At 64.9% G+C, this 16,268-nt stretch carries 15 protein-coding genes; 9 read left to right on the forward strand and 6 right to left on the reverse strand.

Annotated features, from left to right (window positions below; genetic code table 11):
• Positions 1-4: 4 nt before the first annotated feature.
• From YQ44_RS19185 to YQ44_RS19205, 5 genes are all read right to left on the reverse strand, one after another.
• On the reverse strand, positions 5-802 hold the full coding sequence (locus YQ44_RS19185; RefSeq protein ID WP_071324742.1) for an ATP-binding cassette domain-containing protein: 798 nt from the start codon (positions 800-802) through the stop codon (positions 5-7).
• A gap of 10 nt (positions 803-812) precedes the next feature.
• Positions 813-1,877 carry a FecCD family ABC transporter permease gene (locus tag YQ44_RS19190; RefSeq protein ID WP_071324743.1) on the reverse strand — a complete coding sequence of 355 codons (1,065 nt, stop codon included), beginning with the start codon at positions 1,875-1,877 and terminating at the stop codon, positions 813-815.
• On the reverse strand, positions 1,874-2,800 hold the full coding sequence (locus tag YQ44_RS19195; protein ID WP_071324744.1) for a heme/hemin ABC transporter substrate-binding protein: 927 nt from the start codon (positions 2,798-2,800) through the stop codon (positions 1,874-1,876). The genes YQ44_RS19190 and YQ44_RS19195 overlap by 4 nt, the downstream gene beginning before the upstream one ends.
• The gene (locus YQ44_RS19200) at positions 2,788-3,873 is read right to left on the reverse strand and encodes a hemin-degrading factor (RefSeq protein ID WP_071324745.1); all 1,086 of its coding nucleotides are present in this window, start codon (positions 3,871-3,873) and stop codon (positions 2,788-2,790) included. Before YQ44_RS19200 ends, YQ44_RS19195 begins: the two co-directional genes overlap by 13 nt.
• Positions 3,874-4,112: 239 nt before the next feature.
• The gene (locus YQ44_RS19205) at positions 4,113-5,012 is read right to left on the reverse strand and encodes a DMT family transporter (protein ID WP_071324746.1); all 900 of its coding nucleotides are present in this window, start codon (positions 5,010-5,012) and stop codon (positions 4,113-4,115) included.
• A gap of 318 nt (positions 5,013-5,330) precedes the next feature.
• On the opposite strand from YQ44_RS19205, the gene gcvA reads away from it, so the two are divergent.
• Together gcvA and YQ44_RS19215 are read left to right on the forward strand one after the other, a co-directional pair.
• A complete protein-coding gene (gcvA, locus tag YQ44_RS19210) occupies positions 5,331-6,275 on the forward strand; it encodes a transcriptional regulator GcvA (RefSeq protein ID WP_071324747.1) in 945 nt (314 codons plus the stop codon).
• Complete coding sequence (locus tag YQ44_RS19215; RefSeq protein WP_071324748.1) at positions 6,272-6,637, forward strand: hypothetical protein; 366 nt, start codon at positions 6,272-6,274, stop codon at positions 6,635-6,637. Before gcvA ends, YQ44_RS19215 begins: the two co-directional genes overlap by 4 nt.
• A gap of 81 nt (positions 6,638-6,718) precedes the next feature.
• Here YQ44_RS19215 and orn read toward each other — a convergent pair whose 3' ends face one another.
• Complete coding sequence (gene orn, locus YQ44_RS19220) at positions 6,719-7,315, reverse strand: oligoribonuclease (protein WP_198043763.1); 597 nt, start codon at positions 7,313-7,315, stop codon at positions 6,719-6,721.
• Between the two features lie 56 nt (positions 7,316-7,371).
• Here orn and YQ44_RS19225 point away from each other — a divergent pair, with 56 nt between their 5' ends.
• The 7 genes from YQ44_RS19225 to YQ44_RS19255 all read left to right on the forward strand — a co-directional run bounded on the left by YQ44_RS19225 (position 7,372) and on the right by YQ44_RS19255 (position 16,201).
• Positions 7,372-8,652 (forward strand): M48 family metallopeptidase, encoded by a 1,281-nt coding sequence (locus tag YQ44_RS19225; protein WP_071324749.1) that lies wholly within the window; start codon positions 7,372-7,374, stop codon positions 8,650-8,652.
• Positions 8,649-9,014 carry a 4a-hydroxytetrahydrobiopterin dehydratase gene (locus YQ44_RS19230; protein WP_071324750.1) on the forward strand — a complete coding sequence of 122 codons (366 nt, stop codon included), beginning with the start codon at positions 8,649-8,651 and terminating at the stop codon, positions 9,012-9,014. The genes YQ44_RS19225 and YQ44_RS19230 overlap by 4 nt, the downstream gene beginning before the upstream one ends.
• Positions 9,011-9,928 (forward strand): ribosome small subunit-dependent GTPase A, encoded by a 918-nt coding sequence (gene rsgA, locus YQ44_RS19235; RefSeq protein WP_071324751.1) that lies wholly within the window; start codon positions 9,011-9,013, stop codon positions 9,926-9,928. The genes YQ44_RS19230 and rsgA overlap by 4 nt, the downstream gene beginning before the upstream one ends.
• A 282-nt stretch (positions 9,929-10,210) precedes the next feature.
• A complete protein-coding gene (locus tag YQ44_RS19240; RefSeq protein WP_071324752.1) occupies positions 10,211-10,627 on the forward strand; it encodes a hypothetical protein in 417 nt (138 codons plus the stop codon).
• A gap of 211 nt (positions 10,628-10,838) precedes the next feature.
• Positions 10,839-13,694: an ATP-binding protein gene (locus YQ44_RS19245; protein WP_071324753.1), complete on the forward strand. Its 2,856-nt coding sequence runs from the start codon at positions 10,839-10,841 to the stop codon at positions 13,692-13,694.
• Between the two features lie 280 nt (positions 13,695-13,974).
• Positions 13,975-14,895, forward strand: coding sequence for an ornithine carbamoyltransferase (gene argF, locus YQ44_RS19250; protein WP_071324754.1), 921 nt, complete (start codon positions 13,975-13,977; stop codon positions 14,893-14,895).
• 70 nt (positions 14,896-14,965) lie between these two features.
• The gene (locus YQ44_RS19255; protein WP_034759383.1) at positions 14,966-16,201 is read left to right on the forward strand and encodes an argininosuccinate synthase; all 1,236 of its coding nucleotides are present in this window, start codon (positions 14,966-14,968) and stop codon (positions 16,199-16,201) included.
• The last annotated feature ends 67 nt before the right edge of the window (positions 16,202-16,268 follow it).

Genomic DNA, 16,268 nt, shown 5'->3' on the forward strand with positions numbered 1-16,268 from the left:
ACTGTCAGGCGCGCAGGCGGCGCACGGCGCTGGCGCGCCTCGCCGGTATCACGCAGACGTCGCCTTCGCTGTTGGTGGCCGTCGTCAGCGCGATGCCGTACAGCGCCGCCAGCGCGGGAACCGCCGCCGCATCGCTGGCGATATCGGCGGTCAGCTGGCCCGAACGCACCAGCAGCAGCCGCTCAAAGCCCAGCAAGGCGTGATTGATATCGTGCAGGATGGCGATGACGGCGTGGCCGCGCGCCGCGCAAAACTGCTGCAGGCTTTCCAGCAGGTCGAACTGCAGGCCGGGATCGAGGGCCGCCAGCGGCTCGTCGACCAGTATCAGCCCGTTTTCCACGTCCCACATCTGCGCGAAGATGCGCGCCAGCTGCACCCTGGCCTGCTCGCCGCCGGACATGGTGTCCATGCTCCGGCCCAGCAGATGCGAGGCGTGCGCCAGGGCGGCAGCGTCCCGCACGATGCGCTCCAGCTGCGGGTCGGCCAGGCGCGCCACCCGTCCCAGGCCGATCACCAGGTCCGACAACAAGCCGAAGGCCACGTGCGAGCCTTGCGGCAGCACGGCGCGGCGCAAAGCCAGTTCGGCCAGCGGCCACTGCGCCAGCGCACGGCCGGCAAACGCCACCTGCCCCGCCTGCGGCCGCAATTCGCGCGCCATCAGTTTGAGCAGGGTCGACTTGCCCGCGCCGCTGGGGCCGAGGATGGCGACCCGCTCGCCGGCGTGGACCTGCACATTGAAGGGGCCGAAGTACTGCTGGCCCAGTTTCGTGGTGGCGAACGTCAATTCCAGTAACGGCGTCATGCGCGTCCTTTCAGGCGGTGCCGTGGCGAAAACGCCGCAACAGCAACAGGAAGAAGGGCCCGCCCAGCAGGGCCGTGAAGATGCCGACGGGGACTTCCGCCGGGATGGCGACGCTGCGCGCCAGGGTATCGGCCAACAGCAGCAGCAAGCCGCCCGCCAGCATCGACAGCGGCAGCACGCGGCGCTGGTCGGCGCCCAGCCAGGTGCGTACCAGGTGCGGCGCGATCAGGCCGATGAAACCGATGCCGCCGCACCAGGCGACGGCAAACCCCGTCAGCACGGCCACCAGCACGATCACCTGCGTGCGCAGCCGGCCGACGTCGATGCCCACGTGCAGGGCCGCCGCTTCGCCCAGCGCCAGCGCGTTGAGTGCGCGCATGAGGAAGCGCGTGGCCCACAGCGCGCCGGCCAGCACCAGCAGCAGGGCCGCCACCTGGCGCCAGCTGCCGGCCGACAGCGAGCCGAGGGTCCAGAAGGTCAGGGTGCGCAACTGGTCGTCGCTGGCCATGTAGATGCACAGGCCCATGACGGCCACCGTGATGGCGTTCAGCGCCACGCCCGTCAGCAGCAGGCCGACGATGGAACCGGGCGTGGCCCAGCGGGCGACGCGGTCGAGCAGCACGCATATGAGCATGGCGCCCGCGAATGCGGCGGCCGGCAGCAGCCACACGCGCAGCTCGGGCGCCACGTGCAGGCTGGCCGCGAAAACGATGGTGGCCGCGCCTGCGCAGGCGGCGCCGCTGCTGATGCCCAGCAGGCCCGGATCGGCCAGCGGATTGCGGAACAGTCCCTGCGTCAGGCCGCCGGCCAGCGCCAGCGCGGCGCCGATCAGCATGGCGAACAGGGCGCGCGGCAAACGGATATGCCACAGCACGTAGGCGCCGCCGGACAGCCCCTCGTCGCCAGCCTGAAAAGGCGCCAGCCAGTCGGCCAGCACCACCGGCACGGCGCCGGCCTGCACGGCGACGATCAGGCCGATGGCCAGCGCCACGGCCAGCAGCCCGGGGGCGCCCCAGCGCTGGAAACGCCAGAACACGCGCCAGGACAGTGCCGGCGGCATTGCGCGCACGGTCATGCGGCCATGGCTTGCGCAAAGGCGGCGTCGAGTTCGGCCAGCGCCTGCGGCATGCGCGGGCCAAAGCCCAGCAGCAGCATGGCTTCCAGCGACACGATGCGGTGCCTGCGCCCGGCCGGCGTCTGCGCCAGGCCCGGCAACGTGAGGATGCCGTCCACGCCGCCCGAGGCCTTCAGTCCCTGGTCGGTGACGAGCACGATGTCGGGCCGCGCGGCGATCACGGCTTCCGGCGTGAGCGGCTTGTAGCCAGCGAAACCACCGTGCCCGCCCATCACATTGACGGCGCCCGCATACGCCAGCATGGCGTCGGCGCCCGTCTCGCGCCCGCCCACCATCACCTGGTTCGGCGCGTGGGCGAGGATGAACAGCACGCGCACGGGCGCATGCTGGCGCTGCTGCACTCTGGCCACGGCGCCATCCCACTGCTGCCGCAGGCTGTGCGCCAGGCGCGCGGCGGGTTCGATGCGACCGGTGATCTGGCCCACCTGCTTCACGCGCTCGAGCAAGCCTTCGAACCTGTTATTCGCGTTCAGCACCGCCACCGGCACGCCGGCGTCGCGCACCTGGCGCAGCACCGTCTGCGGCCCCGCCTCCTCGGTGGCGATCAGCTGCGTCGGCGCCAGCGACAGCACGCCTTCGCTCGACAGGGTGCGCGCATAACCGACCTGCGGCAGCTTTTGCGCCGAGGCCGGGTACAGCGAGGTCGTATCGACGCCCACCAGCTCGGCCTGCGCATCGAGCGCATAGACGATTTCCGTCAGGGCGCCGCCGACGCTGACGATGCGCCGCGGCTTCGGATTCGGCTTGCCGGCGTCGGCGACGGCGGCCAGCACCTGCATCGGCGCAGCCAGCGTCAGCGCACCCGCCCCAATTTTTTTCAGCGCGATGCGGCGCGCCACGCTGGCGGCGATCATGCGGCGCATAATTCGCCCTCCTGCAGCACGCGCTCGACGACATTGCGCCACTCGCACAATTCATGCACGCCCGGCTTGCGCTCGCCGAAGAACATGACGATGGTGTCGCCCTTGGCGTCGAACAGTTCGACGGACGTCACCAGGCCGTCGACGGTGGGCTTTTTCACCACCCAGGCACTGGCGATATGGTCTTCACGCAGATGCAGGTTGAAGCGCGCATCGAGGACATTGATCCACGGCCCCATCACGGCGATCTTGTGCACGGGACCCGAATGGATCTGGATCATGCCGGCATTGCCGACGAAGGCCATGATGGCGACCTTTTCGCGGGCGGCGTCGTTGAGCAGGTCGAGCACGCAGGATTTGTCGAGCTGCTGCACGAAGCGCGGCTCGGCCAGGCGCAGCCCCTGCAGGCGCGAGACCGCATATTTTTTCAGCAGGGTGAAAAATTCATGCGTGTCGCGCAAATCGGCCCAGGCGGCGCGAAAGCCCGCCACGTCGATCTGCGCATCGGGCAATTCGGCCGGCGGCGGCGCCAGCGGAGCCACGGCGATGCCCGCCTCCTGTCCGGCATCGGCAAAGCGCGCCACCAGCGCATCGTAGGCGGCCAGGTCGCTGTGCGGCTTCATGAAAATCTTGTGCACGGCATTGCCGGCAGCATCAAAGAACTGCAGGCTGCGCTGCACCTCGGTCTCGCCCAGCTCGCGCACGGCAAAACCATGCGCCCACTGGCGGTAGAACACGCGCAGGTCGATCTCGCCGCCCAGCACCAGGCCCACATGGTTGTTGTGGCTGGCATGTCGATAGACGCCCGTCTTTTCATGCACGCACGACGCGTTGCGCGTCAGGGCCATGACTTCGCCCAGCGGTTCCAGGGCGGCAATGATGGCGGGCCAGTCCGCCTGCAGGCGCTCGGCGCCCAGCAAGGCGCCATCGGCCAGCGACAGGCCGGCATGGGCGGCGATCAGTTCGCCCTCGGAAATGGCCAGTTGCTCGGCGATGTCGCGGTGGCGGGCCTTGCTCTCGCGGCGCAGGCGGGCAAATTCGCTGGTGATCAGATCGGTACTGCAAATAGGGGGCATGCTCGTCACGGTGTCTCCTTTCAAGGCGAACACTGGCTGGCATCGGCTGGCTGGTGGTGGGGAATCTTGAAATCAATTATAAATGAGAATCATTCGCAATCAAGAGTTATTTGCGTGCGTGCGCCAGGAAAGAAAAAGAAGCGGACGAAAAAAAAGCGCCGCAACGGGAAACCCGTCGCAGCGCCAAAGGAGACTGATCGGGACTAATGATCAGTGTTTAGAAAATGTCAGCGTTGAACTCAGGCGCTGGCCTGTACTGCCGGCATGGAGGCCGGTTTCGCCGTGGGGCGCTGCGCCAGCAATACCACGGCCGCCAGGACCATGGCGCCACCGAGCAATTGCGTGCCGCTGACCGATTCCTTCAGCAGGGTCACGCCAAACGCCATCGTGATGACGGGCTCGAAGGTGGAAATGATCGAGGCCTTGGCCGCGCCGATCTGCGCCACGCCGGCGAAGAAGGCGGCGATCGCGATGGCCGTCGAGAACAGGGCGATGGCGCTGACGGCCAGCCAGCCCGTCGCCGTGGCCGGCAGGGACACGCCCTGCCACAGGGCGATGGCGCTGTTCGACAGGCCGGCCGTGCCCAGGATCACCACGCACGCCGCCAATGGGTGAATATTCTCGCGGCTTTTCGACAGGCTGTTGCCAAACAGGATATACACGGCGTAGACGCCGGCGGCCATCAGCGCCAGCGCGATGCCGATCGGCTGGCCCTGCAGCTTGCCGCCAAGGGTAATGGCCATGCCGGCAATGGCCAGCGCCATCAGCACCAGCATGCGCCGGTCCAGCTTTTCCCAGCCCAGGGCCAGCGCCAGGATGGTGACCAGCACGGGATACACATACAGCAACATGCCGCACAGGCCGCTGCTGGCGTACATGAGGGCATTGAAATAGCCCTGCGACTGGGCCGTGTACATCAAGCCCATCAGCATGTAGCCGGCCAGCAGGCGGCCACGCGGCAAACGCCAGCCGCCCAGCCACACCAGCGGCAGCAACAGCATGGCGGCGATGACGAAACGCAAGGCCAGCATGGTCGACGGGTTGACCCCGGACGCATACGCCGCCTTGGCAAACACTGCGGAACTGCCGAAACCGGCGGCCGACAGCAACACCAGCGCAACTGCGCGGCGATCAGACATGACTAAACCTCTTTCAGTAACACCTGGGCAAACCTGCCGCGCGTCGCGCTTTGCGGCCGGCGATGCTCACCAGCTCGGCGCCCCGTACTGACGTACGGTTGCGCTTCTCAGCCACAAATCACTGCCGCTCGCGACGGTTTTCCCAGGCGTTGTAACTATAAATGCCAAGCAAGGCCGGGAGATGATTCATGCGTGAATCCTATTGCGGGTCACTTCACGCAGTGACGGCATCATATTCGCTTGCGCAAAATGAAACAAACCAATATTCTTCACGGATAGGCCGAAAAATACTGAGGCTCAATTTTCCAGAAGACTGCCATGTCACGTCCCTTGCCACCGCTCGCCGCCCTGCACGCCTTCGAGGCGGCCGCCCGCCATGAAGGATTCCAGCGCGCGGGCGAGGAATTGCACGTCTCGGCCGGCGCCATCGGCCACCACGTCAAGCAGCTGGAAGCGTGGCTGGGCATCGTGCTGTTCCAGCGCCTGCCGCGCGGCGTCGTGCTCACCAATGCAGGCCAGCGCTATGCGGCGTCGCTGGGACCGATCCTGAACCAGCTGGCGGACATCTCCGAGCAGGCGCGGCGCCAGGGCGACGACAAGGTGGTGACGGTGACGGCCACCAGCTCGCTCGTCTCGCGCTGGCTGATGCCGCGCCTGGGCCGCCTGCGCGACCGCTACCCGCAGATCGAGCTGCGCGTGCTGGCGTCCATGCACCCGGTCGACCTGGCGCGCGATGGCGTCGACGTCGCCATCCGCCTGGGACCGGGCCGCTATCCCGGGCTGAAAGTGGATTTATTGATGGAAGAGTGGTTTTCCGCCGTCTGCAGCCCCGGCTTCCGCGCCAACGCCGCCAGCCTGCGCCAGCCCGCCGACCTGCTGCGCTATCCGCTGCTGCACGACGAACCGGAAGTGCACCTGCCCGGCGAAATCGACTGGACGCGCTGGCTGCACAGCTGCGGCGTGCATTACAGCGGCAATAGCGGCAACAGCGGCGCGCGCTTCTCGCACACCTATCTGTGCCTGGATGCGGCCGCCAGCGGCCAGGGCGTGGCCATCGCCGCCAGCCCCCTGATCGGCGACGACCTGCGTTCGGGCCGCCTGGTGCGCGTGTTCGAGCACGCCGTGCGCGGGCCCCACTGCTATTACCTGCTGCGTTCGCCCCAGGCGGAAACGCGGCCGCTCGTGCATGCCTTCTGCGAATGGCTGATCGCCGAGGCGCGCGCCGACCAGGAAACCGTCTGGCCCACCGTGGAGACCGCATGACAAGCAAGGAATTGGCGCGCAGCGCGCATCACGTCGTCACGCACGACTACGAACATGCCAGGGTGACGGCGGCCGATGGCCGGCAGGCCGGCGTGGGCGAATTCTATGGCGACCCGGCCGTGGCCCTGATCGATGTCAATGAGCAATGGTGCGTCGTGGCGGGCGAGGGATTGGTGCTGTGCGGACTGGGGCAAGCGTTCGGGCAGTGCGCGGCATATTTTCGCGCCCCCGGAGCAACCGTCTGGGTCACGGACTTGCGGCAAACGGGACCGTTTGCGCTGCAGTGGCAAGGCGAGGATGGCACTTGGTCCACCCTTGTCTTCGCCCCGGCCGATGTGTCGGCTTACGCGCCGGGACGCTAAGCCGACCTCCGCCAGCGGCGAAGAATGGCATCCATGGCTCGCAGGTCGGCTTAGCGCATAGCGCGCAAGCCGACAACACCATTACAGCTTGATGAAGTGCTCGCGGTAGTACTTCAGTTCTTCGATCGATTCCAGGATGTCGGCCAGGGCCGTGTGCTTCTGGTGCTTCTTGAAACCGGTGGCGATTTCCGGCTTCCAGCGCTTGCACAGCTCCTTCAGTGTCGATACATCAACATTGCGATAGTGGAAGAACGCTTCCAGCTTCGGCATGCCGCGCACCATGAAGCGGCGGTCCTGGCCGATGGTGTTGCCGCACATGGGCGACTTGCCAGCTGGCACGTATTTCTTCAGGAAGGCGATCAATTCCGCTTCCGCCTGCGCTTCCGTCACGGTCGACGCCTTGACCTTGTCGATCAGCCCCGAGCGGCCGTGCGTGCCCTTGTTCCAGGCATCCATCTTGTTCAGGGTTTCATCCGATTGATGGATCACGAACACGGGGCCTTCGGCCAGCAGGTTCAAATGCATGTCCGTCACTACCACCGCCACCTCGATGATGCGGTCGGTATCGGGCTCCAGGCCCGTCATTTCCATGTCGACCCAGACCAGGTTCATCTCATTTGGACGTGCCGGGACGACGGGGGCGGGGGCGGATGCGGTTAAGTCGGTCGCTTGTGACATAATTCTCTCTTGGCCTAATCAAACTAAATAATCAGCCATTTTCTCACAGGCACAGAATGTATTCACTCGCGTTTTCGATTTTGTTTGTATCCGTCCTCGTTTTGACGCTCGCCGTGCGCTTCTGGCTCGCCTCGCGGCAGATCCGCCACGTGCTCGCGCACCGCGCCTTTGTGCCGCCGGAATTCGCGGAAAAGATCCCGCTGGCCGCGCACCAGAAGGCGGCCGACTACACGGTGGCGAAGACCAAGTTCGGCCTGCTGACCCTGCTGGTCAACTATGCCGTGCTGATCGGCTTTACCCTGCTCGGTGGCCTGCAGTGGCTGGCGCTGTATCTGCATGCATTGACGGGACCGGGCTCGCCCATGCTGTACCAGATCGGCCTGATCGTCGCCTTTGCCGCCATTTCCGGCCTGATCGACCTGCCCTTCGATTATTACCGCCAGTTTGTGCTGGAACAACGTTTCGGCTTCAACACCATGCCGCGCAAGCTGTTCTTTACCGATATGTTCAAGGGCGTGGGCCTGGGCGCTGCCATCGGCCTGCCCCTGATCTGGGTCGTGCTGACGCTGATGGCCAAGTCGGGCGACCTGTGGTGGCTGTACGCCTGGTTCGTCTGGAGCGGCTTCCAGCTGCTGATGATGGTGCTGTTTCCGACCGTCATCGCCCCGCTGTTCAACAAATTCACGCCGCTGGCCGACGACGCGCTGAAAAGCCGCATCGAAGGCTTGATGCAGCGCGTGGGCTTCGCCTCGAAAGGCCTGTTCGTCATGGACGGCTCGAAACGCAGCGCCCACGGCAACGCGTATTTCTCGGGTTTCGGCGCCAACAAGCGCATCGTCTTCTTCGATACGCTGCTGTCGCGCCTGGCGCCGCAGGAAATCGAAGCGGTGCTGGCGCATGAACTGGGCCACTTCAAGCTCAAGCACATCGTCAAGCGCATCGCCATGATGTTCGTCATTTCGCTGGGCTTCCTGGCCCTGCTTGGCTACCTGAAGACGCAGCCGTGGTTTTATGCGGGCCTGGGCGTCGATCCTGTCGCGCTGGCGCTCACTGGCCAGCCGACGGATGCGCTGGCCCTGCTGCTGTTCATGCTGGCCCTGCCCGTCTTCACCTTCCTGCTGGGACCGCTGACCTCGCTCAGCTCGCGCAAGCACGAATTCGAGGCCGATGCCTTTGCCGCCACGCACACGCAGGCGGACGACCTGGTGTCGGCGCTCGTGAAAATGTACGAAGACAATGCGTCGACCCTGACGCCCGACCCGCTGCACTCGGCCTTCTACGACTCGCATCCGCCGGCCAGCGTGCGCATCCGCCACCTGAAAGGGGCTGCCGCATGAATACGCCATCGACTACGCAAGACCTGGCCCAGCTATCGTGCGCGCCGCGCCAGCAGGCGCTGGGCGACACCGACATCGCCACGCTGGGCGCCCTGCTGCCGCAGTGGCGCGTGCAAAACGGCAAGCTGTGCCGCGACTTCGGCTTCAAGAATTACTACCAGACCCTGGCGTTCGTCAACGCCCTGGCCTATATGACCCATACACAAGATCACCATCCGGAGCTCATCATTACTTACAAAACCTGCGCCGTGCGCTACGACACGCATTCGGTCAACCAGGGCGCCGGCGGCCTGTCGGAAAACGACTTCATCTGCGCCGCCAAGGCTGACCTCATTTACTACAGCGGCGCGACCACACCATGAGCGACGCAAAGCTGGAAACCAAGCTGACCGGCGTCATCATCGCCGCCCACGGCCGCCACTACCTGGCCGACGTGGATGGCGCCAAGCTGCAATGCGTGACGCGCGGCAAGAAAACCAATGTGGCCGTGGGCGATATCGTGCACGTGACGCGCACCTCCAACGACCAGGCCGTCATCGACCGCATCGAGGAACGCAAGACCCTGCTGTACCGCTCGGACCAGTACAAATCGAAATTGCTGGCCGCCAACCTGACGCAGCTGTTCATCGTCGTGGCGACGGAACCGGGCTTTGCCGACGACCTGATCTCGCGCTCGCTGGTGGCGGCCGACGCGGCCGGCATCGAGGCGCGCATCATCCTCAACAAGACGGACGTGACGGCCTCGCTGGACAAGACCCGCGAACGCCTGCTGCCGTATTCTTCGCTCGGCTATCCCGTGCATGAAGTCTCGGCACGCGCCGAACCCGAGCACGCGGTGGCCACCCTGGCACCGCTGCTGGCGGGCCAGTCGTCCATCCTCATCGGCCAGTCGGGCATGGGCAAGTCGTCGCTGATCAACCTGCTGGTGCCGGACGCCGACATCGCCGTGCGCGAAATCTCGGCCGCGCTCGACACGGGCAAGCACACGACGACGTTTACGCGCCTGTACAAGCTCGACGAGCTGGGCGCGAACAGTTCCATCATCGATTCGCCAGGCTTCCAGGAATTCGGCCTGTACCACCTGTCCGAAGGCATGCTGGAGCGGGCCTTCCGCGAATTCCAGCCCTACCTGGGCGGCTGCAAGTTTTATAACTGCCGCCACCTGATCGAGCCGCAGTGTGCGATCCTGCAAGCCATGGCTGAAGGAAAAATCGCCAAGATGCGCCATACCCTGTATGGCCAGCTGCTGCACGAATCGGCGCAAACGCTGTACTGATCTGCCATGGCGCCCGCTATCGCAGCGGGCGTCAAACCGATAAAAAAACTATCATTTCCACAAAGACAGAATTAAATTCTGTTGTATAGCCAACTTTCCGGCATTCCTACCAAAACCGTCCATCGCCCGATTTCGCGCTTCAGCGCCGGATTCCGGCATTTCATCGCTTTGCGCTGGCACGTCGCCCCAGCGCTTGCTACCTTGGCATTGTCCCCGCCAGCGAACCTGCTGGAGACAACACTGGTCTAACTCCAACTAGCATCTCGATCACAAGGTGAAATCATGAAAGCATCGTTCTCGCGCACCCTCGCCCTCGGCAGCGCCGCCCTCGTCCTCGGCCTGTCCAGCCTCAGCGCCAGCGCGCTGGAAATCGGCGAACAGGACAAAGTCCAGATCTCCGGCAAGGCCTACAAGCTGGCGCCCCAGGAATTCAGCCAGTACGGCAATCGCTACCACCTCGACACGGGCGACACCCTGTTGCTGCGCCAGCAAGTGAACCGCTATTTCACGCAGCTCAAGGGCCAGCCGGAAGTGGAACTGTTCGGCCGCGCGCCGGGCGTCTTTGAAACGGCCAGCGGCACCCGCCTGGAATTTCGCAGCGATGCCGACGTCATCGCCATTACCGGACTGAGCCAAATTCCGGGGGCGGTCGCCAAGGCCGGCGAGACCGCCAGCACCGTGCATTTCGCCGCGCGCTAGGCAAGCGGCAAGGCCGCCATCCCTGGCCCGTCAACGGGGCGCACGCCAGCCGGCAGGGATTGGCGCGCGCCCCGCTTGCTTTACGACCGGGAATTTCGCAGAAAAAACTGTTCCGTCCGCCAAACAACTGCATCCGAATGCAGCTTACAATGCGATCCAATAAGGTGTCACTGGCCGCTGGCCAACACCATCGCCTTGCGGGAGATTTCGGATGGAAATGTTCGCCCTCGAACATGACATTGCACAGTGGGAAGACTCACTGCAGCCATTACGCGCAGTGGAGCGCCTGCCCTTGCTGATGCTGCTGGCATGGCATCTGCGCCAGCGCAACTGTGCACAAGCACAACAGTATGCGGCCGAAGCGAGCATTTTGTTACCGCTGGCACAGCTGCCGGCGCACGCCCTGGCCATCGCGCAGGCACGCCTGCAGCTGGTGCGTGCGGAAGTTGCATGGTTGCAAGGTTCGCTCGATGCGGCCGAAAGCCTGGCCATGGCGGCGCACGCCATCCTGTGCGCGCACGGCGACGGCGCCGGCTGCGCCGATGTGCACTGGCTGCTCTCGTCGATCGCCGTCGACCGCGGTGACCATGCGCGCTGCGACGCCGAGTTGCTGGCGGCGGGCGAACAGGCGCGCAGCGCCGGCGACGCCATGCGCGCCAGGCTGGCCGACGCGGCCACGGCGCGCTGGGCCGTGCTGCGCGATGCGCCTGCCGCGCTGGCACGCTGGGGCGGCCACTTCCTGGCCGACGGCGCCAGTGGCAAGCTCGACGCGCCGCTGGCCACCTGGATACACGACTTCCGTGGCTTGCTGGCGCACACCTCGCGCGACCTGGGCACGGCCGCCGGTCACTATATGCAAAGCTACGAGGCGGCACTGGAAAGCGGCCAGTTGCGCGGCGCCATCACGGCCGCCATCAATATCGGCGACTGCTTCGCCAGCCTGAACGACCATGAATCGGCGCTGGAATGGATGCAATGCGCGCTCGACCTGGCGCGCCCGACAGGCTGGCCGCGCAGCATCGGCGCTTGCCAGACGCATGCGGCGGAAACCATGCGCAAGCTGGGACGCCTGGCGGCCGCCGAGGACTTGCTGCGCGAAGCGCTGCTCATCCTGGCGCCCGTGTCCGGCGCACGCACCTACGCCAACGCCCTCTTCCACCTTGGCGAACTGAGCCTGGACAAGGGCGACTACGACACCGCGCTCGACGCCTTCAGCCGCCTGGCGCAGCGTGCCGAGGCGCTGGGCCAGGCCGATTTCCGCAGCATGGCGCAGCGCGGCAGCGCGCATGCACTGTCCTACCTGGACCGTCCCGACGAGGCGCACCAGGCGGCAGAGCGGGCGCGCCAGCTGGCCACGGTACAGGGCGACGCCATGCACCAGGTGGCGGCATTGCGCGTGCTGGCCATGCTGCATGCGCGCCACGACCTGCCGCCACCGCCCGGCATGCAGGAGCGCAATCCCGCCCTGCACTATCTACACCAGGCATTGCAGGTCGCCGCCTCGATCGACGGCTATGTGCCGCCCGGCGAGCTGCTCGATGCGCTGGCGCGCGAATACGCGCATGCGGGCGACTATGCGCGCGCCTACGATATCGCGCTCGACGCGGGCGTGGCGCGCGAAAAAAGCCACACCCAGCAGGCGAGCAACCGCGCCACCGCCATGCAGGTCTACCACCAGACGGAACATGCGCGCTCGGAAGGCTATCATCACCGCGAACTGGCCGCGTCCGAGGCGCGCCGCGCCGAAGTGCTGCAGCAGACCAGCGATACCCTGGAGCGGCTGTCGGCCATCGGCCAGGAAATCACCACCCACCTCGACGCCAGCGCCGTGTTCCAGGTGCTGGACCGCCATGTGCATGCCTTGCTGCCCGTTAACACCTTTGCCGTCTACATGCTCGACGCGGCGGGCACGGCCCTGCGCCGCGCGCACGGCATCGAGGCGGGCCGCCCGCTGCCCGACAATGCCATCCCCCTGAGTAATCCACGCGCCTATTCCGTGCGCTGCCTGCTTGGACGGCGCGAGGTGTATATCGCGCAAGTTCCGCCGCGGCGCCATGCCTACACCGTGCCTGGCACCCTGCATAACCAGAGCGTGCTGTATGTGCCGCTGATGGTGGGCGAACGCGTGCTCGGCGTGATGACGGTGCAGGCTTGCCATGCGAATGCGTACGGCGAGCGCGAGCGGCTGATTTTCCGCACCCTGTGCGCGTACGGCGCCATCGCGCTCGACAATGCCAGCGCCTACCGCCAGCTGCAAGATGCTCAGGCGCAACTGGTGTCGCAGGAAAAGCTGGCCGCCCTCGGTTCGCTGATGGCGGGCGTGGCGCATGAGCTGAACACGCCGATCGGCAACAGCTTATTGATTGCCAGCACCATGCAGCAAAAGACGGACGACGTGGCGCGCCTGATGAACGGCGCCGGCCTGCGCCGCTCGGACCTGGCCGCCTACATCGACGATGCGGGCAAGGCGGCCGAACTGGTGATGCGCGGCCTGCACAGCGCGGCCGACCTGGTCAACAGTTTCAAGCAGGTGGCCGTCGACCGCACCACCGAGCAGCGGCGCCAGTTCGACTTGCAGCAGGTCAGCACGGAAATCATCGCCACCGTCATGAACCGCATCCGCAGCTCGGGCCACCGCATCGAGACAGACATCGATTTCGGCATCGCCATGGACAGCTATCCGGGCCCGTTCGGACAGGTAATCACCAATTTGATCAACAATGCCCTGCTGCACGCCTTCGACCAGGCGGCCAACGACGGCAGCGCCAGCACGGGCTGCATGCGCCTGTCGGCCACGACCGACGCCGCGCGCGTGCGGATCGTCTTTGCCGACAATGGCGGCGGCATCGCCGAACAGTATCTGTCGCGTATCTTCGACCCCTTCTTTACCACCAAGCTGGGCCAGGGCGGCAGCGGTCTGGGGCTGTCGATCAGCTACAACATCGTCACGGCCCTGCTGGGCGGCACCATCCAGGTGGCCAGCAGCCCTGCCGGCACGCACTTCACGCTGGACCTGCCGCTGGTGGCGCCCCAGCTGGACGGCGCGGCCCCGGCCAGCATCTATTGATGCCTGCCGTACACGGGCGCGCGCTTGCCTATACAAGTACGCGCCCGGACGGTCTTTCCAATCTAAAAGCAAAACCCTTATAATTGAACGGCTGACGTACCTGCCATTGCATTATTTTCAACTTGGCAAACCGCATCGTATCGCCCGATTGGCATCCACGGGCGACGGTCAACACAGCAGCGCGCCGGGCAAGGCAGCCATCAGCACGACGTTTTTCGGCTGATGCAACCCGGCGGGAAAGGCACGCCGCCGGCGGCCTGCGCATCTTCAAGTGGTCATTATGTCTACAAAAAAACCGATCAAGCACTACCTCCAGTTCTCCGATTTCACGTTGGAAGAGTACGAATATGTGATCGAACGCGCCCATCTGATCAAGCGCAAGTTCAAGAACTACGAAATCTACCATCCACTGATCGACCGCACCCTGGTGATGGTCTTTGAAAAGAATTCCACCCGCACGCGCCTGTCGTTCGAGGCCGGCATGCACCAGCTGGGCGGCGCCGCCATCTACCTGAACACGCGCGACTCGCAGCTGGGCCGCGGCGAACCGGTGGAAGACGCGGGCCAGGTCATGTCGCGCATGTGCGACATCATCATGGTGCGCACCTTCGGCCAGGAAATCATCGAGCGTTTCGCCGCCAACTCGCGCGTGCCCGTGATCAATGGCCTGACCAATGAACACCACCCGTGCCAGGTATTTGCCGACATCTTCACGTATATCGAGCACCGCGGTTCGATCGCCGGCAAGGTCGTCGCCTGGATCGGCGACGCCAACAACATGCTGTATTCGTGGCTGCAGGCGGCCGAGGTGTTCGGCTTCCACGTCAACGTGTCGACGCCGAAGGGCTACGACATCGACCTGTCGCAGGTCAAGACGCAGCGCTACACCTTCTTCGCCAACCCGTCCGACGCCTGCGAAGGCGCGCACCTGGTCAACACGGACGTGTGGACCAGCATGGGCTACGAAGCGGAAAACGCGGCCCGCATCGCCGCCTTCGACGGCTGGATCGTCGATGGCGCGAAGATGGCCCGCGCCGCGCCCGACGCGCTGTTCATGCACTGCCTGCCCGCCCACCGCGGCGAGGAAGTGGCCGCCGAAGTGATCGACGGCCCGCAATCGGTGGTGTGGGACGAGGCGGAAAACCGCCTGCACGTGCAAAAAGCTTTAATCGAGTACCTGTTACTCGGTAAAATCAGTTAATTCGCCAGGAAATGGCCGATCACCTGGCAGCATCGCACTACATACATAGACAACGACAACTGGAAGCAATATGAGCGACATTAAAAAAGTAGTTCTCGCCTATTCGGGCGGACTCGACACCTCCGTCATCCTGAAATGGCTGCAAGATAACTACCAGTGCGAAATCGTCACCTTCACGGCCGACCTGGGCCAGGGCGAAGAACTGGAACCGGCACGCGCCAAGGCCATCAAATTCGGCATCAAGCCGGAAAACATCCATATCGAAGACGTGCGCGAGGAATTCGTGCGCGATTTCGTCTTCCCGATGTTCCGCGCCAATACCGTGTATGAAGGCGAATACCTGCTGGGCACCTCGATCGCCCGCCCGCTGATCGCCAAGCGCCTGATCGAAATCGCCAACGCCACCGGCGCCGACGCCATTTCGCACGGCGCCACCGGCAAGGGCAACGACCAGGTGCGTTTCGAACTGGGCGCCTACGCGCTGAAGCCAGGCGTGAAGATCATCGCCCCATGGCGCGAGTGGGATCTGCTGTCGCGCGAAAAACTGCTGAAGTACGCGGAAGACGCCGGCATCGAAATCGACATGAAGCACAAGAACGGCGGCGCGCCGTACTCGATGGACGCCAACTTGCTGCACATCAGCTTTGAAGGCCGCCACCTGGAAAACCCGAGCGCCGAAGCGGAAGAAACCATGTGGCGCTGGACCGTCAGCCCTGAAAAGGCGCCGGACGAAGCGGAATACCTGGACATCGAATACGAAAAAGGCGACATCGTCGCCATCAACGGCGTGCGCATGTCGCCCGCCACCGTGCTGGCCGAACTGAACAAAGTTGGCGGCAAGCATGGCGTGGGACGCCTGGACCTGGTGGAAAACCGCTATGTCGGCATGAAATCGCGCGGCTGCTATGAAACCCCGGGCGGCACCATCATGCTGAAAGCCCACCGCGCCATCGAATCGATCACCCTGGACCGCGAAGTTGCCCATCTGAAAGACGACCTGATGCCGCGCTACGCCTCGATGATCTACAACGGCTACTGGTGGGCGCCCGAGCGCGTCGCCCTGCAAACCCTGATCGACCACACGCAGGAAACCGTGAACGGCTGGGTACGCATCAAGTTGTACAAGGGCAATGTGATCGTCGTCTCGCGCGACTCGAAGACCGATTCGCTGTTCGACATGAACATCGCCACCTTCGACGAAGACGGCGGCGCCTACAACCAGGCCGACGCCGGCGGCTTCATCAAGCTGAACGCCTTGCGCATGCGCATCGCCGCCATCGCCCGCGAAAAGCGCGGCCAGAAGTAAGTAGTTGCCGGGAGGCACCGCCTCCCGCGCCCGCCAAAAGCCGCCCATGGGCGGCTTTTTTACGTCT

This window comes from Janthinobacterium sp. 1_2014MBL_MicDiv (assembly GCF_001865675.1).
In the GTDB taxonomy this organism is placed as follows: Bacteria; Pseudomonadota; Gammaproteobacteria; order Burkholderiales; family Burkholderiaceae_D; genus Janthinobacterium.